The following is a 21,714-nucleotide window of genomic DNA, read 5'->3' on the forward strand; positions in this document are numbered from 1 at the left end:
TCCCCGGAGCCCTCCCGTGACCACGAACCCCAGCACCGAACTCCTCGACAACCTGCTCACCGCGACCGGCCAGACCACCGCCGTACGGGAGGAGGTACGCGTGTGGTCCATGTCCGGCGTCGAGCGCGTGACCTTCCCCGACGGCGCCACCGCCATCTTCAAATACGCCAAGAAACCCTTCGACAGCGAGGACCAGGCCCTCCGCCTGGCCCACACCCTCGGCGTCCCCGTCCCCCAGGTCCACGCCTCCGCCGTCCTGGACGGCTGGCTCGGCATGCTCATGGAGGACCTCGGACCGTCCGTCCGCGAGGCTGACGACCTCGACGGCGTCGCCGCGGCCGTGGTCCTGCACGGCACCCGTACGGCTCCTCCCTTGCCCGTCCTCGACCAGGAGCGACTGCGCACGCTGCCGACTCGGGCGCTGGAGCATCTCGAACGGCTGCGCAAGGCCGACCGGTGGCAGGACGCCGACGACATCGAGGATGCACTCGACCGGATCGCCCAGGCGGCCGAGGCCCGCTCGGCCGGAGCGACGCTGGAACCGTTCGGCTGGGTGCACTCCGAGTTCCACCCCACCAGCCTCCACATCGGCGAGCGCGGCTGGCGACTGCTCGACTTCGCCCGCGCCTTCACGGGTCCCGGCCTGCTCGACGTCGCCAGCTGGCACGGAACCATCGATCCCCCGCACCCCGTGCGCCTGCGCGTCTTCCTGGAGCAGTACGTCACCGTCGGCGGCACCCCCGACGCCCTCGCTCCGCGCGGCGGGCTCACCGCCGAGAACTGGGCCCTGGGCTGGCACCGCATGTGGGCCGTCGAGTGGTTCATGGAGCAGGCCGTCCGCTGGATCAACGACCCGGCAACCGACCCCGCCTACATCAAGGCCGTCCGCCGCCACCTCACCGACGTCCTCCACCTCCTGGAGATCTGACGTGCTCGCCCAGGCATCCCCCTGGCACGCCCACGCCCTCCAACGCACCGCCGCCGGACTCGCCGAACCTCTGGCAGTACCCGCCCGGATGGAGTGGACGACGAGACCCGGCCAAGGGCCCGGAGCCGACGTCCTCGGCCCCGACCTGCGGGGCAAGCGACTCCTGGAACTCGGCTGCGGCCCCGGCCACAACGCCGCCCACCTCGCTACCCGCCACAGCGCCCACGTCACCGGCATCGACCTGGTCGGCCTCCAGGTCCGCCGGGCCCGCTCCCACTACGGACGGCTGAACAACCTCACCTTCGTCGTCGGCCACGCCCTGCACCAACTGCAGGCCTCCGAAGAGCAGTTCGACGCCGTCTACTCCGTCTTCGGCGCCGTCGGTCTCGTAGCCCCCGAATTTCTCCTCCCAGCCGTCGCCGAGCACCTCACGCCCGGCCGGGTGCTCGCCTTCTCCGTCCCGCACCCGCAGCGTGGCGGCCGAAGCCCCTCAGGCGACGACCGTCCCTGCCACGACCACGTCACTCTTCCCGACCGCACCCGGCTCCCCATCGCCCGCTGGGAGTTCGACACCGACCGCTGGGAGAGGCACCTCGGCCAGGCCGGCTTCTGGCTCATCTCGGCCCAGGAGTTCACCGACCCCCGCAGGGGCCACTGGCCCACCACCCTGCTGATCCGCGCCCGCAAGCTCTGACAGCCATCCGTCGCCCCGGCTTCCCCTGGAGGAACCGATGCGCCCGCCCTATCTGCTCCTCGACATCGACGGCGTCCTGATCCCCTTCCCTGGCGCGGACGGCTCGACCCCGGCCACCCACGACCGCCACGACGTCGTCCCCACCGGCCGCAGCGCCGACAACCCGGTCACCGTCTGGCTCAACCCCGACCACGGCCGCCTTCTCATGGACGTGATCCGCACCGGCCTGGTCACTCCCGTCTGGTGCACCAGCTGGCGCCAGGACGCCACCACCCTCATCGGGCCCCTTCTCGACCTCCCGGCCCTGCCGCACGTCGACCTGCCACGTCCCCAGATCACTACCAGCCACCCCAACGGCTACCTCTGGAAGCGCGACCACGTCGACGCCTGGCTGGGCGACGCCCCCGCCGTCTGGATCGACGACGACTTCACCGGCCTCGACCACGCCTGGGCGGCGGAGCGCACCGCCCGCGGAACGGCGACCCTTCTCGTTCAGCCCGACCCACACCTCGGGCTGCAGCCCGAGCACCTGACTGAGGTGACGAAGTGGGTCGCGCAGTTTCCCGTAGCCCGAGCCGCCTGACGACTGATGCCCTCGCTGCCACGGACAGCGAGGGCATCAGGGTGCGTAGCGGGCGGCCCGAACGCGACCTCGACTGGTGGGCTGGGGTATTCGGGTGGTGGGCTGGCGTATTCGGGCCTCCTCGTCATGAGTCACGCCACGTCAGGCCGTCGACCCGTTGAGGCGGTACTCCTCGGAGGGCATCGAGTCCCATTCGGTATTCGCGCCGTCGCGCGTCACCATGAACAACGGGCGCGATCGGAGGACCGGCCCGACTAGTTGCCCGCGCATGACGACCCCGGGATCATCCGGTCCTGCGTAGCCCTCGGGCGTGTAGCGGAAGTACACGTCCATTGCCTCGGCATACGCGATTGCGTCGCTCTCCAGCTCCGACAGGTCTCGCCCGACCAGCGGGATTCCGTCGTATGCGACCTGGGGACCGTACACGGCGTCGACAGCAATGCAGAAGAGGCCCACAGCTTGACTCACATAGGTTGTGACGGCAGATGGAGAAGGAGCCGCCCCGTGACGGCGGACCTCGACCTTCCAGGTCGGCGAGAAGATCGCGTGGTCCGGTGCACAATCGCTGACCTTCGTCTGGCCGGGTGTCTCAGCCGCCTCGACCACTTCGTCGACGGTCATACCGAACCGGAGCGGTCCCACGCCGACAGCCGGCGCGTAGGACCACTCGTCCCGTCCGGCGACTCCGAAATCGGCTTCGGCCTTGACCGCCATAGTCGCTCCTCTAGAGACACCTGAGAACTCACCGGCGCCCATCATGTCAATCACCGACCAGCAGACTGCCGGGTGCGGCCGGGCGCGAAAGGCTGTGAACTCAGCGATCGCCTCCGGCGACGGCTTCCGGTGCCCACGCGAGGGCTGGATAACGGGTCCCGCTGATCGTCTACGAGGTCGCCGACCTGGCGGCCGACGACTGCGGAGTGGGCCACGGCCGGTCGTCAGGTGTCGTTGCGGGGCGGCCGGCCAGTACGTAGTCGCGGTACTCATCGCCTGCCATGGACTGGTTCACCCAGCGTTCGAGTGCGGCTCCGGTTTGGCTCTCGGCAGCGTGCATGGCAGCAAGCGGCTCACTCGCGGTTGCCAAGAGCAGGCCGAAGTCCTCTTCCTCGTCGTCGAACAACGGTGGCAGCGAATCCAGGTCGCCAGTCAGGGGTTCGCAGTCGAGAGCGGTGTGGAGGTAGACCTCGTAGGACCCTCGGGACGGTCGTATTTCGACCCAGCGGACCCCCGGCCTCTCGGGGGTTCCAGTCGGTCCAAGGAACTGCTCGACGGAACGCCCCCGCTTCAGGACGCCGACGATGAATGGTTCTGCGAGATAGCGCACGCCGGAAGGCTATGGCGTGATGAGGACACGCGCCCGCAGAAGGGCATCTGACCGGGGTCAGCGGTGTCGACTGCGCTCTTCGGGCCTCATGGCCACTGGTGTGGCCGGAGGGTGTGGCGTGGCGGACATGGCCGAGGTGCCGCTGGTGGTGCTTCGGCTGCGAGCTGCTTGCGTCCGCCGGTTCGGTTGAGCGGTGATGCGCCAGTGGAGGACCTCGGCGGGGTGCTCGGCGCTGTCGAGTTCCCGCTGGGTGCCCACTTCGGCCAGGAGGCGTCGGGGGTTGTGGCCGGCAGTTTCGGCGTGGGCGAGGGTGGTGGTCAGGGCGATCCAAGTGGGGTCGGCGAGGATCCGGTCGGTGTGGTCGGGGAGGGCCTCGCGAACGTCTTGCTCGTAGCGGCGGGCGGTTGCGGCTCGTGGTGCGCGGTGGGCCAAGTCGGCCAGGACGGGTGCGGCGGCCCGCTGGTAGCCCGCCTGGAGGTGGCGGAGGGCTTCCTCGGCCGCAGCGGCCTGCTGTTCGTGGCCGCGCTGTTCGTGCCACTTGGCGGCGGCGCGGGCCAGGTGCACGGTGGCGAAGAGCAGGGCGACGGCGAGCCCGCCCGGCTTGTTGGAGGCGTAGGCGAGTTCCTTGGCGGCCTTGCGCAGGGCGGTGGCGGCCTGGTGGTCGGCGCGGGTGGCGGAGCGGCGGGCGCGGTTGAACGCCATCGCCGCCGCCCGCAGTTCCGCCCGGTGGGGGCCGGTCGCGGCGCTGGCGATGTTGTGCAGGGCATCGCCGAAGGCGGACAGGTGCCCTTGGGCGGCGGCATCGTCATCGGAGTCGAGGACGGTGCGTGCGGTGTGGATGGCGGTGGTGGTGTGCCGCCATGGGTCGGTGGGGTCCGCCACATACCGCGGGTGGTCGGCCACCTTCTGGTCGGGGAGGCGTTCGCGTAGACGGTTGATGGAGAGGTCGGGGGCGAGTTTCGAGCCGCCATACCAGACGGGTTCGCCAGCCGCGTTGGTGTCGCCAGGTGCGGCGAGGCTGTAGCCGATCACGTCGCCGGTCTCGGGGCCGAGGCGCGTCTTGACCTTGATGCCGAGGGACTGCAGCACGGTGAAGTAGTCGGCTTCGGTTCGTACGGCGGCGGCGACCGCGTACGCCTGCTCGCGCAGCCACTGCCGTGCCGTGACCGTCTGGCCCTGGCGTTCCGCCTTGGCACGTTCGGCGCCGGTGGGAGTGCGGGGCGCGGTGAGGTCGCCGGGCTTCAGGCGGCGCAGACCGAACTCGGTCTCGATCTCTCGGCATTCGGCTTGGGCCCGCTGTCCGTCGTGGTGGGTGCGGGGGCGGCGGCCGTCGGCGCGGACGGTGGTGGCCATGATGTGGATGTGGTCGTCGGCGTGCCGCACGGCGATCCACCGGCATGCCTTCTCGTCTCCTTCGGGGGCGATGCCTGTGGCGTGAACGATGCGGCGGGCGACCTCGGCCCACTCGGCGTCGGTGAGGTAGCGGTCGCCAGGCGCGGTACGGACCGGGCAGTGCCAGACATGCTGAGGTGGCTTCTTGCCGCCCAGCTCCCTGGTGCGCAGGTCGACATGGTGGTCGAGGCGCTTGGCGAGCAGGGAGTAGGTGGCTGCCGGGTCGCGGCCGGGGTCAGGGGCGCCGTCCATGTCCCAGGCGGCGACGATGTGCGGGTCGGTGTGTTCGTCGCGGCGGCCGGGGCCGAACAGGTAGACGATCAGTCCGCGGGTGTCGGAGCCGGTGGAGACGTCAGGAACCATGCGCGGTGCCCTCCGTCAGGAGCTGGTCGATCAGTCGGTAGCTGCTCTCAGCCGCTTGCTCGACGCGGTCCAGCACCGCCTCGGCGCGCTCGGGCACCGTTCCTCGGTGGATGGCTGCGGTGATCTGGTTGAGGTTGCCGCCGATGCGGTTCAGCGCGACCGTGTGTGCCTCAACGGCCTCGATCAGCGGGCGGACCGGGACGTCCTCCGGGCTGCCGACCAGCCCCGCCTTGCCTAGCGCGACGGCCAGGGCGGCGTCCCCGACGAATCCGGCGAACTTCTGACCGCGCTGGTGGGCTGCGGCGCTGATCACGCTTACAGCGGTCCGCGTGAAGCGGATGGTCTTCTCCTGGTCGCGCTTCTCCACCGTGCGCTTGCGGTTCATCAGCGCGGGCAGGACGGGGGCATCGAGATCCCGCCAGGAGGGCTGCTCGACGGGCGGTTGGACGTCGGTCGGCGGCTGAGTACTCGGGGCGACGGAGTCGGGTGCGGGCGAGCAGCTGGTCTCGGCTGCACCCTCCTCCGTCTCGGGCGCCCCCTGGCGCTCGGCCTTCTCCTCCGCCACCCCTGGGGCGGGGGCAATCGCGGACGAAGCCTCGTTAGAGGCTCGTTCGCTCCAGCTTGCTGCTGATCGGCGGGTCAGGCCGAAGAATCCCTTGCGGCGGCGGGTGGGGGCGTTGTCGGTGCTCGTTTCGGGCATGGTGGTGCTCCGGTGGTCGTGTGCGGTGGGGCTTCGTCACGTCCGTTGCATCCGTCCCGTAGCTGGTCAGGACAGGTACGGAGGCGGTCGCAGGTACGGAGTGATCCGTATCGGCGAGGAACTCCGTCCCCGCGCTGACCTGCGCGGGGACGGATGCGACGGATTGATACGGAGCTGGTGTCAGCGAGTGGGCCTGGGGCCGGCAGGCCCGCCGGGCGGACCGATGGGCAACGTCCCCGACGGAGGGGTCGGTGGCTTGCCCTGGGCCCGACGTGTGGGCGCGGTCTCGCCGGCTGCGGGGGCCGGTGGGGCGGGGTCGGGGCAGTAGCGGGCCCAGGCGTCGAGGAACTGGTTTCGGGCGTACGCCTTGGCCTGCCTGCCGTTCTCGAAACGGTGGTTGGCCGGGCTGATGCCGAAGTCGCGCAGCAGGTTGGCCAGGTGGTAGGCGTTTAGGCCCTTGGTGCCGTACTCGGCCCAGGGCGCTTCTGCGTCCTGGAGGAGGGCGGCGAGCAGGTCGTGGCTGCGCAGCGCTTCCTTGTCGCCCTGTTGCTCGAAGACTCGGCGGATGTCCCGGAGCAACCGGGTCTTCAGCGTCGTCTGTTCGTCCTGGACCACCTTGTTCCGGGTCATCGCCAGGCAGGCGGCGCGGGCCTGGGCGGGCCAGTGGCCGCCGGCCATGTCGGCGACGATGACCAGGGGCTCCCAGGTGTCCGCGGCTCGGTCCTCGACCGGCATCGGTGGCACCAGCCGGTGCGCGGTCCCGCGGAGTGGGGTCAGCCATGCGGCCAGTCGGTCGCGCAGCGCGTTCAGTTCCGGGACGGAGTGCCGGGAGCGGAAGGGGGCGACCTTCTCGCCGGGCTTGCGCTTCTGCATGCGGAGCACGACGGCGCGGTCCATGATCGTGTCCGGCAGGTCGCCGATGCCTGCCAGCGCGGCCATGGCGAAGGTGGGGAACGCGGTGGGCTTGTGTTCCGGCCCGGATATCCGCCAGGCGGGGCGGTTGCGCTGGTGTCCGGCGTTCAGCAGGCCCCGGAGGTCCTCCTTGTCGCCGGCCTTGGGGCCGAAGATGGTGTCGGCCTCGTCCACCAGAAGTGTCGGCGGGTCCTCGCCGATGATCCGGAAGACCACCGCCGACGAGGTGTTCACCGTCATCATCGGCCGGGACACGGTCTCGTGGAGCACGTCCAGGACGCGGGACTTGCCGCATCCCTTGGTCGGCCCCACCACCGCCAGGCGCGGCGCGTGCTGGAGGGCAGGCTGGATGTGGGAGGCCGCCACCCACAAGGTGACTGCGGTCAGGGCCTCCTCGCTCGGCAGTACGACGTACCGGCCGATCGCGGCACGCAGCTCGTCCAGTACGGCGGTCCCGTCCTGGTCCCGGTCCGCCGTGAGACCGGCGCGCTCGCGGTCCCCAATTCCCGGTCCGGGTTCGGGGACCGTCCCCGGATCACCGTGGTCCACCGGGACCGATGGTCCGGGTTCGCCATCCGACTGACCGGAACTCTCCGCGCGGTTCGTGGCTTCCGGACCGGGCCCATGGTCCGGGTTCCCGGTCCGGTCCGATAGGCCGTTGAGCTGCGCGTTCTCCGTCGGTCCGGGTTCCTGGTCCGGGTTGTCCGGAACTTCGGTCCGGGTTTCGGCCGTGGGTTGGTCCGGTCCCGGACCGCCCGGACCAGCGGCACGGTCCGGTCGATCGCCGGCCCCCGGAAGGGCGGACCGGCCGTCCGCTCGGTCCGGGCCGAGCCACGGGATGCCCTGGCCGGGGACCGCGGCGGCGGGCCAGACGACCTTGTGGGATGTGTTCGAGGTGGCGGGGGACGTAGAGTCCTCCATCGACGTTCCTCTCAGGTGAGGGACGGGACGGGCAAGGTCCCGCCTCTCATCGGTTCGTGCGTTCAGGGATGGGCGACGTGCTGGGGAATCTCCGGCCCTCGGCGTTGGCGCGCCGGGGGCCGTTGCTGTGTTCGGGGCTGCTGGCGGCTCATGAGGCCAGACCCCACTCGTCTCGGCCGTCGATCAGCGTGCGCTCGTAGCGCAGCAGCTCGGCCTCGGGGTAGAGCACCCGCTTGCCGACCTTGATGCCGCGCGGTCCCTTCTTGATCTGGCGCCAGTAGCGGACGGTGCTCTCGGCTGTGCGGTAACGCTCGGCGACCTCGGCGGTGGTCAGGTATCGCATGCATTCCCATTCGGGTAGGTGGTGATTCGATCTGCATAGAGTCGTACCCGACGATCCCCGGTTACCCAAATCGGGAAGCTCATGTTTCAATTTGGATAGCTACGGTGATGATGGAGGTTCGGTGGCAGGCGATAGGCCCGAGGGTGGCGAGGTGCCGCTGCTCTACAGCGAGGGGAATGTGGCCGCGCGTGTGGCCCTGGAGCGCGAGGTCAGAGGGTGGAGCACGACCGAGCTGGCGGAGCGGGTGACCAGAGCTGGCGTCAAGATGAACCAGACAGCGGTCTGGCGCATCGAGAACGGCACACCTCGCCGACGCATCAATCTCGACGAGGCCCTTGCCTTCACCCGCGTCTTCGAGCTCCCCCTCGAAGAGCTGATGTCCCCACCCCTGGAGGGGCTCGACATCGACAGTCGGCGGCTGGTCCAAGAAGCCGTCGAGTCGTTCTACGAGGCCCGCGACGCACGCGACCGCCTCCATCACGCCGTGGTCGCCATCGCCGACCACATCAAGGCCCATCCCGACAGCTCGCGGGCGATCCACGAGCAGTGCCTCCGCCTCATGGGCGACGAGCGGGACGCTCGCACCCTCAGCGGCGACATCGAGGACGGTGGCCACTACTGACAACCGAGACGAAGGAGAGGCCACTTGGCCAACATCCAGAAGCGCCCCAACGGCAAATGGCGGGCCCGATATCGCGACCTCGACGGCAAGGAACACGCCCGCCACTTCGACCGGAAGCTCGACGCCCAGCGCTGGCTCGACGAGGTCACGGCCAGCATCGTCACGGGCCAGTACGTTGACCCGCAGGCCGGACGGATCACGTTCGAGAAGTACGCGAAGAAATGGGAGGAGTCGCTCATCTCAAGCGAGGCGGGTGAGCGGATCACCGACAACGCGCTCCGGCTCCACCTCGTCCCGGCACTTGGCGCCCGCGCCATGGCGGCGATACACCGCAACGACCTCCAGGTGCTCTTCAAGAGCCTGTCCGAGCAGCTCGGTCCCGGCAGCGTGCGCAACGTCTACGACGTCCTCGTACGCCTCATGACCGCGGCCGTCGAGGACAAGGTCATCGCCTCCAGCCCGTGCCGCCGGATCACCCTCCCGCCCATGCAGGACGAGGAGGTCACCCCACCCACGGTTGCGCAGGTCGAGACCATGGCGCGCACGATGCCGCCGTACATCCGCGCGGCCATCGTCACGCTTGCCGGATCAGGCTTGCGAATAGGCGAGTTGCTCGGCCTCAAGGTGTCGGACGTTGACTTCAAGGTCGGCGTCATCCGAGTCGAGCGCCAGCGCCTCCAGTCCGGGAAGATCGGCCCGCCGAAGACCGCCAAGTCCCGGCGAACCGTCCCGGTCGGCGAAGTCGTCACCGATGCGCTCCTCACGCACCTCGCCGCACGCCCCTCCAAGGAGTGGCTGTTCACCATGGAGGAGGGCGAACCGCTCAACTACCGCCGCTGGAAGACCGAATGGAACTGCGCCCGCAAGGCGCTCCAGGCGGCCGAGCGCGAGGGCCGCAAGCCCGTCGAGCTGCCGCACATGGTGACCCACGACCTGCGTCACTTCTACGCCTCCGCGCTCATCGCCGGCGGTGCGAGCGTCAAGCAGGTCCAGCTGGTCCTCGGTCACGCGTCCGCCGTCATCACGCTGCGGATCTACGCCCACCTGTGGCCGGGCGAAGAAGACCGCACCCGGACCGTCATGGACGCCGTTCTCGGCGGCCTGCGGACCGGGTGCGGACTCGGAGACACTGCAACCAAGGAAATCGCAGGTCAGAGGGCATGATCTAAGATCAAGCCTTCTTCGTCTCCCAGAAGATACGGTCGATCTCGGCGATGAGCTCCAGCGCCTTCTCGCCCGTCTTCGGGTCTGTGGACGCCTTCGCGGCGGAGAGCGCCTTGAGGGTGTCGTTGACGAGCTGGTGGAGCTGCGGGTACTTCTCGAAGTGCGGGGGCTTGAAGTAGTCGCTCCAGAGCACCGAGACATGGTGCTTGGCGAGCTCGGCGCGCTGCTCCTTGATGACCGTGGCGCGCGCCTGGAAGTGGGCGTCGTCGTTGCCCTGCATCTTTTCCTGGACGGCCTTGACCGACTCGGCCTCGATGCGGGCCTGGGCGGGGTCGTACACACCGCAGGGGAGGTCGCAGTGGGCGCTGACCTTCACCTTCGGGGCAAACAGGCGGGAAAGCATGGAGCTGTCCTTCCTCGTGATCGTCTTCTCAGGTGCGACATTACTCGGTGAGAAGTCTGATTTCGCGAGTGCCCCCTAGGGCTTAGGACAAAAGTCCGGGGTGAATATGGGACTGGTGGCGGAACGTACCGTGGGACCGGGAGGTGCCGGATGACGGAGCACGGGCGGCAGCCGAGAGTGCAGTTGGGGATCGCGGAGGTGATGGGTCCGTCCATGTATCCGACGCTCAAACACGGCGATCAGCTCCTGGTGCACTATCGCGCCCCGGTGAAGGCGGGCGACGTCGCGGTGCTCAAACACCCGCTGCAACAGGACCTGCTCATCGTGAAACGGCTGGTGGAGCGGCGCGACGGCGGCTGGTGGGTGCTCGGGGACAATCCCGGCGCCGAGGGTGACAGCCGGGTGTTCGGGACGGTGCCCGAGGAACTGCTGCTGGGGCGGGTCAGGGCGCGGTACCGGCCGCTGGGCGATCAGCGGTCGGTGCGCGCGGTGATCTCCTGGCTCGTCTCGGCGGTGCGGACGGTCTCCGCGGTACGGCCGGTCCCGGCGGAGCGCTCGGTCTCCAGGCGTTTGCGGGCCCGGTAGGCGGCGACATTGGCCCGGGTCGCGCAGCGGTCGGAGCAGTAGCGGCGCGACCGGTTGGTGGAGGTGTCCAGATAGGCGTTGCGGCACGGCGCCGCCTGGCACAGCCCCAGCCGGTCGACCCCGTACTCGGTCAGATGGAACGCGAGCCCCATCGCCGCGGTCGCCGCGTATCCGGCCGTCGCGTTCGAGGGGTGGTCCGCCAGATGCATGTGCCAGCGCGGATGGCCCTCGTCGTCGAGATAGCCGTGGCCGGAGATCTGCGGGCTGACGGGGAACTCCAGCAGCAGCGAGTTGAGCAGATCCACCGCCTGGGTGGCCTCGCCCGCGTCGGCGGCGGTGAAGACCGCGCGCAGCCGGGCCCGTACCGAGCGGAAGCGGGTGACATCCGCGTCGGTGGCGCGGCGCGCCGCCTGGGAGCTGGGGCCGAAGAGGGCGCGGACGGCCTCGACCGAGGTCAGGGTGTCCGTGCCGCGGGCCGGTTCCTCGGTGTTGACCAGGCGTACGGCGGAGTCCGAGTAAGAGGCCAGTTCCACTTGTAGTCCTTACGGAAGCGGTCTAAAGTCGGGGCGGGCAGGGATGTAATGGCTGTTTATGGCTCTAGGGTATTACAAGGGAGGCGCTCATGACCGAGACGGCGGCCGGGACCGACTGGCGGGCCTGGCAGGAGAGCTGGGACCGCCAGCAGGAGTGGTACATGCCGGACCGCGAGGAGCGCTTCCGGGTGATGCTGGACATGGTCGAGGCCGTGGCGGGCCCGGAGCCGAGGGTGCTGGACCTCGCGTGCGGCACGGGGAGCATCACGGACCGGCTGCTGCGCCGGTTCCCCGCCGCCACCAGCACCGGTGTCGACCTCGACCCGGCCCTTCTGGCCATCGCCCGGGGCTACTTCGCCGGGGACGAGCGCGTGAGCTTCGTGACCGCGGATCTCGCGGACCCCGGCTGGACGCGGCTGCTGCCCCCCGGTCCGTACGACGCCGTCCTCACCGCGACAGCGCTCCACTGGCTCAACACCGCGCCGCTGGCCGCGCTGTACGGACAGCTCGCGGGGCTCGTCAGGGACGGCGGCGTTTTTATGAACGCCGACCACATGACGGACCCGGACACCCCCCGGATCAACGCGGTGGAGCGCGCGCACCGGCACGCCGGTATGGACCGCGCCAGGGCCGCGGGCGCCCTCGACTGGGCCGATTGGTGGGACCTCGCGGGCAAGGACCCCGTCCTCGCCGCGCCGACCGCCGAGCGGTTCGAGATCTACGGAGAGCACGCCGACGGGGACACCCCCTCCTTGGACTGGCACACGCGGACGCTCCTGGAGGCGGGCTTCGGTGAGGCGCGCGCGGTGTGGGCCTCGCCCTCCGACACCCTCGTACTCGCGCTGAAGTAGCCACCGCCCGAGTAGCCACCGCCCAAGTAGCCACCGCCGCGCCGGCGGGGGCCGTACGGCGGCGCCGTACGGCGGGGGCGGTACGGAGTCGTCCGTACCGCCCCGCCGGCCGATGCTTCCGCCGGTCCATGCCTCCGTTACAGCACCTTCGACAGGAACGACTTCGTCCGGTCGTGCTGAGGGTTCGTCAGGACCTCGCGCGGATGGCCGGATTCGACCACCACACCGTTGTCCATGAAGACCAGGGCGTCGCCGACCTCACGGGCGAAGCCCATCTCATGGGTGACCACGATCATCGTCATGCCGTCCTGGGCCAGATCGCGCATGACATCGAGGACATCGCCCACCAGCTCGGGGTCGAGCGCCGAGGTCGGCTCGTCGAAGAGCATCAGCTTCGGCTCCATGGCCAGCGCGCGGGCGATCGCCACGCGCTGCTGCTGGCCGCCGGAGAGCTGGGAGGGATAGCTGCCGGCCTTGTCGGCCAGACCGACCCGGTCGAGCAGCCGCTCGGCACGGGCACGGGCCACGGCCTTGGTCTCGCCGGCCACCTGGACCGGCGCCTCCATGATGTTCTCGATCGCCGTCATATGCGGAAAGAGATTGAAGCGCTGGAAGACCATGCCGATGTCCCGGCGCTTCCTGGCCACCTCGCTGTCCTTCAGCTCGTACAGCTTGTCGCCCCTCTGGCGGTAGCCGACCAGCTCGCCGTCGACCGACAGCCGGCCGGCGTTGATCTTCTCCAGATGGTTGATGCACCGCAGGAAGGTCGACTTGCCGGAGCCGGAGGGCCCGATCAGACAGAAGACCTCGCGCGGCGCGACCTCCAGGTCGATGCCCTTGAGGATGTGCGCGGCACCGAAGGACTTGTGGACGCCCTCGGCCCGCACCATCGGGGTCCCGTTCATATCGCCGTCCTTCACCGTCCGGGTCATGCCGTGCCTCCCTTGGGCCGGCCGAGGGAGAGCAGATTGGCACGGACGCGCTGGAACGGTGTCGGCGGCAGGCTGCGGCTCGACCCGCGCGCGTAGTGACGCTCCAGGTAGTACTGGCCGATGCTGAGCACCGAGGTCAGGATGATGTACCAGACCGCGGCGAGGAAGAGCATCTCGACCGTGGCGCCCGAGCTCTGCGAGACGTTCTGGGTCGCCCGCAGCAGTTCGGTGTACTGCACGGCCACCGCCAGCGACGAGGTCTTGAGCATATTGATGACCTCGTTGCCGGTGGGCGGCACGATCACCCGCATCGCCTGCGGTACGACGATCCGGCGCAGCGTCTTGCCGTGGCTCATGCCCAGCGCGTGCGCCGCCTCCGTCTGGCCCTCGTCGACCGACTGGAGGCCGGCCCGGCAGATCTCCGCCATGTACGCCGCCTCGTTGAGCCCGAGGCCCAGCAGCGCACAGAGGAACGGGGTCATGAACGAGGACCACTCGTCCTTGTAGATCGGTCCGAGGTTGATGTACTCGAAGACGATGCCCAGGTTGAACCAGACCAGGAGCTGTACATAGACGGGGGTGCCGCGGAAGAACCAGATGTAGAACCACGCGATGGTGGACGTCACCGGGTTCTTCGACAGCCGCATCACCGCCAGGACGATGCCCAGCACGACCCCGAGCACCATCGCGAGCACCGTGATGACCACGGTGTTCCTGACGCCCGTCAGGATCTGGCTGTCGAAGAAGTAGTCGGGGATGGCGCCCCAGGTCACGTCGCCCTTCGCGAAGGCGTAGACCAGCGCGACCAGCGCGCCGATCGCGATCACCGCGGACACGTACCGCCCGTAGTGCCGCACCGGAATCGCCTTGATGGATTCCGGCGGGATGGGTGCCGTGTCGCCTGGGCCGTCCTGGGGGCCGTCCGATGTGTGGATGTCAACCGTCACGGATGTCGCCTTTCAGGGCCTTCGAGGCCGTGTTCCGAGGCTGTGTTTCGAAGCCGTGCGCGGACGGGCTCAGGATCCGCCGTTGAGCTTGGCTTCCGTGACAGCGCCGGCCTCGACGCCCCACTTGGCGACGACCTTGCCGTACTCGCCGTTCTTGATGATCTCGTTCAGGGCGGCCAGCAGCGCCTTCGACAGCTCGTTGCCCTTGGCCACGGCGATGCCGTACGGAGCGGCCTCGACCTGCTCGCCCACGAGCTGGAAGTCATTGCCGCCGCCCGAGGTCTTCACGGCGTACGCGGCGACGGGGAAGTCGCTGGAGCCGGCGTCGGCGCCACCGGCGCGCAGCCGGGTCTGGGCCTCCAGGTCGTTGTCGAAGGGCTCCAGGGAGATCTTGCCCTTGCCCGCCGCCGTACACTTCTTGCTCTCGGCCTCGGCCAGATCGTGCGAGACGGTGTTGCGCTGGACGACCATCTTCTTGCCGCAGAGGTCGGACCAGGCGGCGATGCCCTTGTCGTCACCCTTCTTGGTGTAGATCGAGACACCGGCGGTGAAGTAGTCGACGAAGTCGACGCCCTCGCTGACCTTCTTGCCGGTGTCGCCGTCCACACCGTTCTGACGGTCCTTCGTGTCCGTCATGGCCGACATGGCGATGTCGTACCGCTTGGAGCGCAGACCCGTGAGCAGGGTGTCGAACGTGCCGGTCTCGAACTGGAACTTCACCCCGAGCTGTCTGCCCATCGCGTCCGCCAGGTCCGGGTCGAAGCCCACCGTCTTGCCGGACTCGTCCTTGAACTCGATCGGCGGGTACGCGATGTCCGAGCCGACCTTGATGACACCCTTGTCCTGGATCGCCTTGGGGAGCTGATCGAAGAGCGGGGCCTTGTTCGTCTCCGAGGTCTTCGGACCTCCGTTGCCGCTGTCCGTCTGGTCGCCGCAGGCGGTCAGCAGCAGGGTGCCCGCGACCGCGATCGCGCCGGCCGTGGCGATCCGGGACCTCGCGGCGGTCGTACGGCGGGTGGTGCGTGCGATCATGATCAGGATCCTCCGGCGGTGAGGGGAGCTGCCAAGTGGCCGGGAACGCGCCTTCGAGTACCGCGACCATTTGTGATTAGGGCATCCTGCCATTCGGACTGGCCCATTCAGGGGGCCGAGCATGTCAAAATCGGGTAACGGGACACCCCCCACCCCCAACATGGCGGTACCTCAAGACCGGACCATCTGTTGGAATGCCTTCTTCCGGCCGGAGGATCTCCGGTTCCCTACCGTTCCCGAACATGATCCATGCCGTATGTCAGCGATGTCGGACGGTTCGGCCATGGGTCGTGTCGTCGCGGCCATATGGACTCGTGGACGCGGAGGTCCGTCGGGTAAGAAGGACATCACACCCCTCATCCGGGGCCCAGGGCGCGTGTGCGGCGCGCCCGCGCGTCCGCAGGGACCCCGCCGGGCGGGCCAACCGCCCTCGCGGGGCACGGACGCGGTGCCCACCCACCCCTCCTCAACCAGGAGTGGCCACCCTCAACCATGAAGACGTAAGGGGTCATCAGCACATGGCAGCGGAGATCGTGAATCCTCGCAGCACCGACGCCGGCACCAGTGGCACAGCCCGTGGCGCCGCCCGTGGCACCGCCGGTGGCGGTCCGGGCGGTACGGGGAGCGCTCAGGGCGGTACGGGCAGCGCCCGGAGCGGTACGGGCAGCGCTCAGGGCGAGCCCTTCGATCAGGCATTCGATCCGGCCTTCGCGCTGCACCGCGGCGGCAAGATGGCCATCCAGGCGACCGTGCCGATCCGGGACAAGGACGATCTGTCCCTCGCGTACACACCCGGCGTCGCCAAGGTGTGCAGCGCCATCGCGGACCGGCCCGAGCTGGTCCATGACTACACCTGGAAGTCGCAGGTCGTCGCCGTCGTGACGGACGGTACGGCGGTGCTCGGACTCGGCGACATCGGGCCGGAGGCCTCGCTCCCCGTGATGGAGGGCAAGGCGATCCTGTTCAAGCAGTTCGGCGGGGTGGACGCGGTGCCGCTGGCGCTCGGCACCACCGACACGGACGAGATCATCGAGACCGTCGTACGGCTCGCGCCCTCCTTCGGCGGAGTCAATCTGGAGGACATCTCGGCGCCGCGCTGCTTCGAGATCGAGCGCAGGCTCCAGGAGCGGCTCGACATCCCGGTCTTCCACGACGACCAGCACGGCACGGCCATCGTGACGCTCGCCGCCCTGCGGAACGCGGCGAAGCTGACGGGGCGTCCCCTGGGCGAGCTGCGCGCCGTCATCTCGGGCGCGGGCGCGGCCGGTGTCGCCATCGCCAAGTTCCTGCTGGAGGCGGGCATCGGCGATGTCGCCGTGGCCGACAGGAAGGGCCTCGTCAGCCCGGACCGCGGCGATCTGACCGACGTCAAGCGGGAGCTCGCCGGGCTGACCAACCGGACCCGGCTCTCCGGCTCGCTGGAGTCCGCGCTCTCCGGCGCGGACGTCTTCATCGGCGTGTCCGGCGGTACGGTGCCGGAGCCGGCGATCGCCTCGATGGCGCCGGGGGCGTTCGTCTTCGCGATGGCCAACCCGAACCCCGAGGTCCACCCGGACATCGCGCACCAGTACGCGTCGGTCGTGGCGACCGGGCGCAGCGACTACCCCAACCAGATCAACAACGTGCTGGCCTTCCCGGGGGTCTTCGCGGGAGCGCTCCAGGTGCGGGCGTCCCGGATCACCGAGGGCATGAAGCTCGCCGCGGCGAACGCGCTCGCGGATGTCGTCGGTGACGAACTCGCCGCGGACTATGTGATCCCTTCGCCGTTCGACGAGCGGGTCGCGCCCGCCGTGACGGCGGCGGTGGCCGCGGCGGCGCGCGCGGAGGGCGTGGCGCGGCGCTGACGCACCGTCGGCGGCGCTGTGTGCGTACGGGCCGTGTCGTACCCCTCGACGGGTGCGGCGCGGCCCGCGTCACAGGCCCGGACAGTTCCCGCGCGCCGCCCCGCGCCTCTAGGGTCGAGATCATGTTTGCCGCCTACGTAGCGCGTACCGACTTCAACGACCCCCTCGCCGGCCTGGTGCTGGGTGAGCGCCCGGCGCCCGGGGTACGGCCCGGCTGGACGACCGTCACGGTGAAGGCCGCCTCCCTCAACCACCACGATCTCTGGTCGCTGCGCGGGGTGGGGCTGCCCGAGGAGAGGCTCCCGATGATCCTCGGCTGCGACGCGGCCGGGATCGACGAGGACGGCAACGAGGTCGTCGTGCACTCCGTCATCGGGCAGACCGGTCATGGCGTCGGGCCCCGGGAGACCGGCTCGATCCTCACCGAGCACTACCAGGGCACCTTCGCCGAGCAGGTCACCGTGCCGGTGTGGAACGTACTGCCCAAGCCCGCCGGTCTCACCTTCGAGGAGGCCGCCTGTCTGCCCACCGCCTGGCTCACCGCGTACCGGATGCTCTTCACCAACGCCGGGGTACGGCCCGGGGATTCCGTGCTCGTCCAGGGCGCGGGCGGCGGGGTCGCCACCGCCGCGATCGCCCTCGGCAGCGCGGCGGGGCTACGGGTGTACGCGACGAGCCGTGACGCGGCCAAGCGGGCGCGCGCGGTCGAACTGGGCGCGCTGGAGGCGTTCGAGCCGGGCGCGCGGCTGCCGCACCGGGTGGACGCGGTCATCGAGACGGTCGGTGCGGCGACCTGGTCGCACTCCATCAAGTGTCTGCGGCGCGGCGGCACCCTGGTGATCTCGGGTGCGACGAGCGGTGACCGCCCGGCGCACGCCGAGCTGACCCGGATCTTCTTCCTGGAGCTGAGGGTCGTCGGCTCGACGATGGGCACCAAGGACGAGCTGGAGGATCTGCTCGCGTTCTGCGCGACGGCGGGGGTACGTCCGGTGATCGACGCGGTACTGCCGCTGGACCGGGCGCGGGAGGGGTTCGAACGGATGGCGGCGGGCGACCTGTTCGGGAAGGTCGTGCTGACGCCCTGACGCCCTGACGTCGTCCGGCCGCGGCGCCCGGAGCCTCCTGGCTCTGACGGCCAGGCCGGGCGTGGTGGCGGAGGTCCTGGCCGACCACGGGGCGACGTACGGGACGCTGGAGCGGACGATGTTCGGCGGCGCGCCCCCGTCGGACCCCCGTCAGCCCCTCCGGCGACCGGCTGACGGCCCGACAGCCCCCCGGCGAACGGGACGGTCGGTCACCGTGCGTTCGCGCGGAGCCGGACAGCACGCCGACGCCGGAGCGCCGTCAGCGTCATGGCGAGGAACGAAATGCCCGCCGCGATTGTCCAGTTCCGGGGCTTCATATCTTCCTTCCGAACCGCCCCGCTACAGGCACTTCAGTCCGTTCTCGGCCATTCGGGGCCGCCCGTCAGTCCCCCGGCAACCGCAGCACCGCGCTGATATGGGCCGCCGCCGTGGACAAGTGGCGGCGGGCGGAGGCCAGTTGGGAGGGGGTTACGCCGTTGTCCCGCGCCGCGTCCCGGATGTCGTCCCGGAAGCGGTCCAGGAGACGGTCCAGATCGCGGGCAGGGTCACCGGTCTCCGGGGTCTCCTTGAGCCAGGCGGGGTCCTGCGCCGGTGCCATGGGCTCGGCCGTACTGGACCGGGCTGACGCCGGCTCGGCCGATCCGGGGCGGGTGGAGCTGTGCTCTCGGGCCCCGGGCTCGGCGGCCCCGGACTCCCCGGCGCCGGGCTTGGCGGGTGTGGGCTCGGGCCTGGCACCCCAGGTCAGGCCGCCCAGCTGGCCGGCCAGTTCCGACAGGCCCTCCCGTACCCCCGTCGGCCAGTCGCCGCGCAGGAAGTGGTCCTGCACCTGGTCCTGGACCTGCTTCGCGATGCGCTGCATCTCCTGACGAGCCGTCTCCTGGGCCTCCTTGGCCTGACGGCGCGCCTGCTGCGCGTCCTCGCGGGCCCGGCGGGACTCGTCCTTCGCGCGCCGTGCCTGCTCCTTCCACTCCTGTTTCGCGCGCTTCAGCTCCTCCTTCGCCGCGCGCCACGACTCGCTGTCCGCGAACGCCGTGTCCCAGTCCGTCCGCGTGCCGTCCTTACGGGTCTCGGAGGCCGCCGCGCGCATCTCGCTGCGCAACTGTCCCGCCGCGCCCCGTACGTCCTCGCGGATCTCCGCGGCCAGTTCGGAGACCGACTCGCGGATCTCCAGCTCCAGATCGGCCAGTTCGCCGCCGCGGCCCGCCAGTTCGGCGCGGCCCGCGTCGCTGATCGAGTAGACCTTGCGCCCGCCCTCGGTGGCATGGGTCACCAGCCCCTCGGCCTCCAGCTTGGCCAGCCGGGGGTAGACGGTCCCGGCGGACGGCGCGTACAGGCCCTGGAAGCGCTCCTCCAGCAGCCGGATCACTTCGTACCCGTGGCGGGGCGCCTCGTCGAGGAGCTTGAGCAGATAGAGCCGGAGTCGGCCATGGGCGAAGACCGGGGGCATGTCAGAGCTCCTTCACATCGGTCGGCACCGCGTCGGTCGGCACCGCGTCCGTCGGCACCGGGACGGCCGGTTCGTACCGCGCCGGCGGCCTTCTCAGCAGCGCGATCGATCCTGACACCGTCGTCGCCCTGAGTGTGCCCGTGCCCGCCCCCAGCGTGCCGGTGATCCGCTTGGCCCCCCACCGCCCGCTGACCCGCAGATCCTCGAACGCGTTGGCCACCCGGCCGCTCGCCGTGTTCGCCTCGACCCGCGCGTCCGCGGGATGCGGCAGCCGGATCGCGACCTCGCCGGAGACCGACGTCAGTTTGATGTCCGTGGGCCGGTCCCCCGGATCGAGGTCGACGACCATGTCGCCGCTGACCGAGTCGGCCCGTACGGAGGATCCCGCGCCCTCCACGACCGTCAGATCGCCCGAGACCGAGTTGAAGCGGAGATCGCCGGTGACGGCCTGTGCCTCCAGACTTCCGGAGACGGTGTCGGCGCGGACCTCGCCCGACAGCCCGACGAGTGTGGTGTCGCCGCTGACCCCCCGGACGTCCGTACGTCCCCGCATCCCGGAGACCACGGCCCCCGCCCCGACCACCCCGACCTCCACCGCCGCGCCCGAGGGGACGGCGAGGGAGACGACGGCGCTGCGGTGCGGGCCGCCGCGGTCGAGCCACTTGAGGAGGCCCTTCCAGGGCAGTTCCCCATGGGCCACGGTGAGCGTGGAGCCGCTCCGGGTCACGGTCAGCGGCGGTCCCTCGACACCGGAGATCTCCAGCCGGGCGCCGCCCCGCCGGCTCGGCGCGGACTCGTCCGTGCCGACGACATTCACCGTCCCGTCGACGATGCGCACATGGACCGCGGTCACCGGGTCGTCGAAGGCGAGCTTCGTCGGCCCGGCGACTTCCCATGTCGACTCTGGCATCGTGCTGACCTCCCAGGGCCTGCCTTGACGCAACATATCGCGTCTCCTGAGAAACACGATATATCGCGGTTCCGGGAAGTCAAGGCCGGGTGGCCGAACCCGAGGGAACCCCAGGGGCTCTCGACGGGCATAGCGCTCATATCCGGGCGAAGTGTCCTAGCGTAAGAGGCATGAACGCGACTTCCGTGGGGGCTCTGCTGCTCTGCCGGGCCGAGCCGGCGGCGGTACGGCCCGCCGCCCATCTGCTCCGCGAACGGCTGTTGCTCGTCCCGGCGGGCCCCGGCTGGAGCGTGCTGGTGCCCGAGGGCAAGCCCTGGCGGGACGGCGGCGAGCCGGTCGACCGTGTGGTCGCGGGCTGGTCCACCGCGCTCGCCGTCGGCGTCAACTGGCCGGTGCTCGCCCTCTGGTGGGACGCGGACCGCGCCGGATACACCCTGGCGGCCGGATTCCGGCGCACGGTCGGCTATGTCTGGCTGGCGGACGGCACCCCGGTGGGCGAGGACGAGGCGATGCGTACGTTCACGGCCCGTCTCGGCCTCGATCCCGTACTGGACCTCCCGGCCCTGGAACCGCTGACCCGTCAGGACCCGGACGCCGACTCCCGGGACCGGCTGCTCGCCTTCGCCGCGTATCTCTCCAGGGCCGGGGTCGTGCTCCCGGTCGGGCTGGGTCCGGGTGAACCGGCCGACCGGCTGCGGGAGGTGGCGCGTGTCCAGCCGGGTGCCGAGCAGGTGGAGTGGGCGGGCTGGCGCGACACCGTACGGGCCGAGCTGGATGTCGTCGAGGAGGGGCCGCTCGGGCCCTGGCTGCGCGGCCCCCGGGCCCGGCTGGCCGGTGCGGGCCAGCTCGCGGCCGGTGTCCCGCTCACGCTCTGGGCGGCGCGCCGCCACAGCGCGGGATGGGCCTTCGCCGGTGCCCTGCTGATCACTCAGGGGATGCTGACGCTCGCGTACGACCGGCTGCGCGCCGGACCGTGCCGGGTGCTCACCCGTCCTCGTCCTCGTCGTCCAGCCGGGCCAGCCATGTCGCGAGCCGTTCGACCGGCACCTCGAAGTCGGGATTGAGGTCGACGAACGTACGGAGCTGCTCGGCGAGCCACTCGAAAGTGACCTCCTCCCCGCCGCGCCGCTTCTCCAGCTCCTCGATCCCACGGTCGGTGAAGTACATGCCGAACAGCCTAATGCCTGGTCCTCAATGCC

Annotated in this window: 24 protein-coding genes and 1 pseudogene; 11 read left to right on the top strand and 14 right to left on the bottom strand. The window is 70.2% G+C overall.

The window, feature by feature from the left end; translation table 11 throughout:
• Positions 1–16: 16 nt before the first annotated feature.
• The 3 genes from ACWGDX_RS25995 to ACWGDX_RS26005 are packed head-to-tail and all read left to right on the top strand — an operon-like array spanning position 17 to position 2,205.
• A complete protein-coding gene (locus ACWGDX_RS25995; RefSeq protein ID WP_453629257.1) occupies positions 17–928 on the top strand; it encodes a phosphotransferase family protein in 912 nt (303 codons plus the stop codon).
• 1 nt (position 929) lies between these two features.
• Entirely contained in the window at positions 930–1,622 is a 693-nt protein-coding gene (locus ACWGDX_RS26000) for a class I SAM-dependent methyltransferase (protein WP_453629258.1), read from the top strand.
• 37 nt (positions 1,623–1,659) lie between these two features.
• Entirely contained in the window at positions 1,660–2,205 is a 546-nt protein-coding gene (locus ACWGDX_RS26005) for an HAD domain-containing protein (protein WP_453629260.1), read from the top strand.
• 141 nt (positions 2,206–2,346) lie between these two features.
• Here the strand turns inward: ACWGDX_RS26005 and ACWGDX_RS26010 are convergent, their stop codons facing one another.
• The 6 genes from ACWGDX_RS26010 to ACWGDX_RS26035 form a co-directional block, all read right to left on the bottom strand.
• Complete coding sequence (locus ACWGDX_RS26010) at positions 2,347–2,919, bottom strand: hypothetical protein (RefSeq protein ID WP_453629262.1); 573 nt, start codon at positions 2,917–2,919, stop codon at positions 2,347–2,349.
• Positions 2,920–3,088: 169 nt separating this feature from the next.
• On the bottom strand, positions 3,089–3,529 hold the full coding sequence (locus tag ACWGDX_RS26015; protein WP_453629264.1) for a hypothetical protein: 441 nt from the start codon (positions 3,527–3,529) through the stop codon (positions 3,089–3,091).
• Positions 3,530–3,586: 57 nt separating this feature from the next.
• On the bottom strand, positions 3,587–5,284 hold the full coding sequence (locus ACWGDX_RS26020) for a relaxase/mobilization nuclease domain-containing protein (RefSeq protein ID WP_453629266.1): 1,698 nt from the start codon (positions 5,282–5,284) through the stop codon (positions 3,587–3,589).
• Positions 5,274–5,849: a hypothetical protein gene (locus tag ACWGDX_RS26025; protein ID WP_453629319.1), complete on the bottom strand. Its 576-nt coding sequence runs from the start codon at positions 5,847–5,849 to the stop codon at positions 5,274–5,276. The genes ACWGDX_RS26020 and ACWGDX_RS26025 overlap by 11 nt, the downstream gene beginning before the upstream one ends.
• A 315-nt stretch (positions 5,850–6,164) precedes the next feature.
• Positions 6,165–7,445, bottom strand: coding sequence for a DUF3631 domain-containing protein (locus ACWGDX_RS26030; protein WP_453629268.1), 1,281 nt, complete (start codon positions 7,443–7,445; stop codon positions 6,165–6,167).
• Positions 7,446–7,965: 520 nt separating this feature from the next.
• Positions 7,966–8,160: a helix-turn-helix transcriptional regulator gene (locus ACWGDX_RS26035; protein ID WP_030207232.1), complete on the bottom strand. Its 195-nt coding sequence runs from the start codon at positions 8,158–8,160 to the stop codon at positions 7,966–7,968.
• A gap of 121 nt (positions 8,161–8,281) precedes the next feature.
• On the opposite strand from ACWGDX_RS26035, the gene ACWGDX_RS26040 reads away from it, so the two are divergent.
• Positions 8,282–8,782, top strand: coding sequence for a helix-turn-helix transcriptional regulator (locus tag ACWGDX_RS26040; RefSeq protein ID WP_453629270.1), 501 nt, complete (start codon positions 8,282–8,284; stop codon positions 8,780–8,782).
• A gap of 24 nt (positions 8,783–8,806) precedes the next feature.
• Entirely contained in the window at positions 8,807–9,946 is a 1,140-nt protein-coding gene (locus ACWGDX_RS26045) for a tyrosine-type recombinase/integrase (RefSeq protein ID WP_453629272.1), read from the top strand.
• Between the two features lie 7 nt (positions 9,947–9,953).
• On the opposite strand, the gene sodN is transcribed toward ACWGDX_RS26045, so the two are convergent.
• A complete protein-coding gene (sodN, locus tag ACWGDX_RS26050; RefSeq protein ID WP_066955106.1) occupies positions 9,954–10,349 on the bottom strand; it encodes a superoxide dismutase, Ni in 396 nt (131 codons plus the stop codon).
• Positions 10,350–10,499: 150 nt separating this feature from the next.
• Between sodN and sodX the strand changes: the two genes are divergently transcribed.
• Positions 10,500–10,934 carry a nickel-type superoxide dismutase maturation protease gene (gene sodX / locus ACWGDX_RS26055; protein WP_453629274.1) on the top strand — a complete coding sequence of 145 codons (435 nt, stop codon included), beginning with the start codon at positions 10,500–10,502 and terminating at the stop codon, positions 10,932–10,934.
• Here the strand turns inward: sodX and ACWGDX_RS26060 are convergent.
• On the bottom strand, positions 10,820–11,467 hold the full coding sequence (locus ACWGDX_RS26060; RefSeq protein ID WP_453629276.1) for a CGNR zinc finger domain-containing protein: 648 nt from the start codon (positions 11,465–11,467) through the stop codon (positions 10,820–10,822). The genes sodX and ACWGDX_RS26060 overlap by 115 nt on opposite strands.
• Positions 11,468–11,556: 89 nt before the next feature.
• On the opposite strand from ACWGDX_RS26060, the gene ACWGDX_RS26065 reads away from it, so the two are divergent.
• Positions 11,557–12,318 carry a class I SAM-dependent methyltransferase gene (locus ACWGDX_RS26065; protein ID WP_453629278.1) on the top strand — a complete coding sequence of 254 codons (762 nt, stop codon included), beginning with the start codon at positions 11,557–11,559 and terminating at the stop codon, positions 12,316–12,318.
• 137 nt (positions 12,319–12,455) lie between these two features.
• Here the strand turns inward: ACWGDX_RS26065 and ACWGDX_RS26070 are convergent, their stop codons facing one another.
• The 3 genes from ACWGDX_RS26070 to ACWGDX_RS26080 all read right to left on the bottom strand — a co-directional run bounded on the left by ACWGDX_RS26070 (position 12,456) and on the right by ACWGDX_RS26080 (position 15,229).
• Positions 12,456–13,208 (bottom strand): amino acid ABC transporter ATP-binding protein, encoded by a 753-nt coding sequence (locus ACWGDX_RS26070; protein WP_363085977.1) that lies wholly within the window; start codon positions 13,206–13,208, stop codon positions 12,456–12,458.
• Positions 13,209–13,246: 38 nt separating this feature from the next.
• On the bottom strand, positions 13,247–14,197 hold the full coding sequence (locus ACWGDX_RS26075) for an amino acid ABC transporter permease (RefSeq protein ID WP_453629280.1): 951 nt from the start codon (positions 14,195–14,197) through the stop codon (positions 13,247–13,249).
• Between the two features lie 69 nt (positions 14,198–14,266).
• On the bottom strand, positions 14,267–15,229 hold the full coding sequence (locus ACWGDX_RS26080) for an ABC transporter substrate-binding protein (RefSeq protein WP_453629282.1): 963 nt from the start codon (positions 15,227–15,229) through the stop codon (positions 14,267–14,269).
• Positions 15,230–15,747: 518 nt separating this feature from the next.
• Between ACWGDX_RS26080 and ACWGDX_RS26085 the strand changes: the two genes are divergently transcribed.
• The 3 genes and pseudogenes from ACWGDX_RS26085 to ACWGDX_RS26095 form a co-directional block, all read left to right on the top strand.
• Positions 15,748–17,073 carry an NAD(P)-dependent malic enzyme gene (locus ACWGDX_RS26085; protein WP_453629284.1) on the top strand — a complete coding sequence of 442 codons (1,326 nt, stop codon included), beginning with the start codon at positions 15,748–15,750 and terminating at the stop codon, positions 17,071–17,073.
• 122 nt (positions 17,074–17,195) lie between these two features.
• Positions 17,196–18,158 carry a zinc-binding dehydrogenase gene (locus ACWGDX_RS26090; protein WP_453629286.1) on the top strand — a complete coding sequence of 321 codons (963 nt, stop codon included), beginning with the start codon at positions 17,196–17,198 and terminating at the stop codon, positions 18,156–18,158.
• A 34-nt stretch (positions 18,159–18,192) separates the two neighbouring features.
• Positions 18,193–18,285 (top strand): annotated as a pseudogene (locus tag ACWGDX_RS26095) (Clp protease N-terminal domain-containing protein); the annotation flags it as partial.
• Positions 18,286–18,540: 255 nt separating this feature from the next.
• Here the strand turns inward: ACWGDX_RS26095 and ACWGDX_RS26100 are convergent.
• Positions 18,541–19,605, bottom strand: a complete 1,065-nt coding sequence (locus tag ACWGDX_RS26100) for a helix-turn-helix transcriptional regulator (RefSeq protein ID WP_453629288.1) — start codon at positions 19,603–19,605, stop codon at positions 18,541–18,543.
• A gap of 1 nt (position 19,606) precedes the next feature.
• Positions 19,607–20,515, bottom strand: coding sequence for a DUF4097 family beta strand repeat-containing protein (locus ACWGDX_RS26105; protein ID WP_453629290.1), 909 nt, complete (start codon positions 20,513–20,515; stop codon positions 19,607–19,609).
• Between the two features lie 170 nt (positions 20,516–20,685).
• Between ACWGDX_RS26105 and ACWGDX_RS26110 the strand changes: the two genes are divergently transcribed.
• Positions 20,686–21,579 carry a hypothetical protein gene (locus ACWGDX_RS26110; RefSeq protein WP_453629292.1) on the top strand — a complete coding sequence of 298 codons (894 nt, stop codon included), beginning with the start codon at positions 20,686–20,688 and terminating at the stop codon, positions 21,577–21,579.
• Here ACWGDX_RS26110 and ACWGDX_RS26115 read toward each other — a convergent pair.
• Positions 21,500–21,682: a DUF6104 family protein gene (locus tag ACWGDX_RS26115; protein ID WP_453629294.1), complete on the bottom strand. Its 183-nt coding sequence runs from the start codon at positions 21,680–21,682 to the stop codon at positions 21,500–21,502. The two genes, ACWGDX_RS26110 and ACWGDX_RS26115, sit on opposite strands and share 80 nt — an antisense overlap.
• Positions 21,683–21,714: the final 32 nt, after the last annotated feature.

The organism is Streptomyces sp. NPDC055025 (assembly GCF_053608565.1).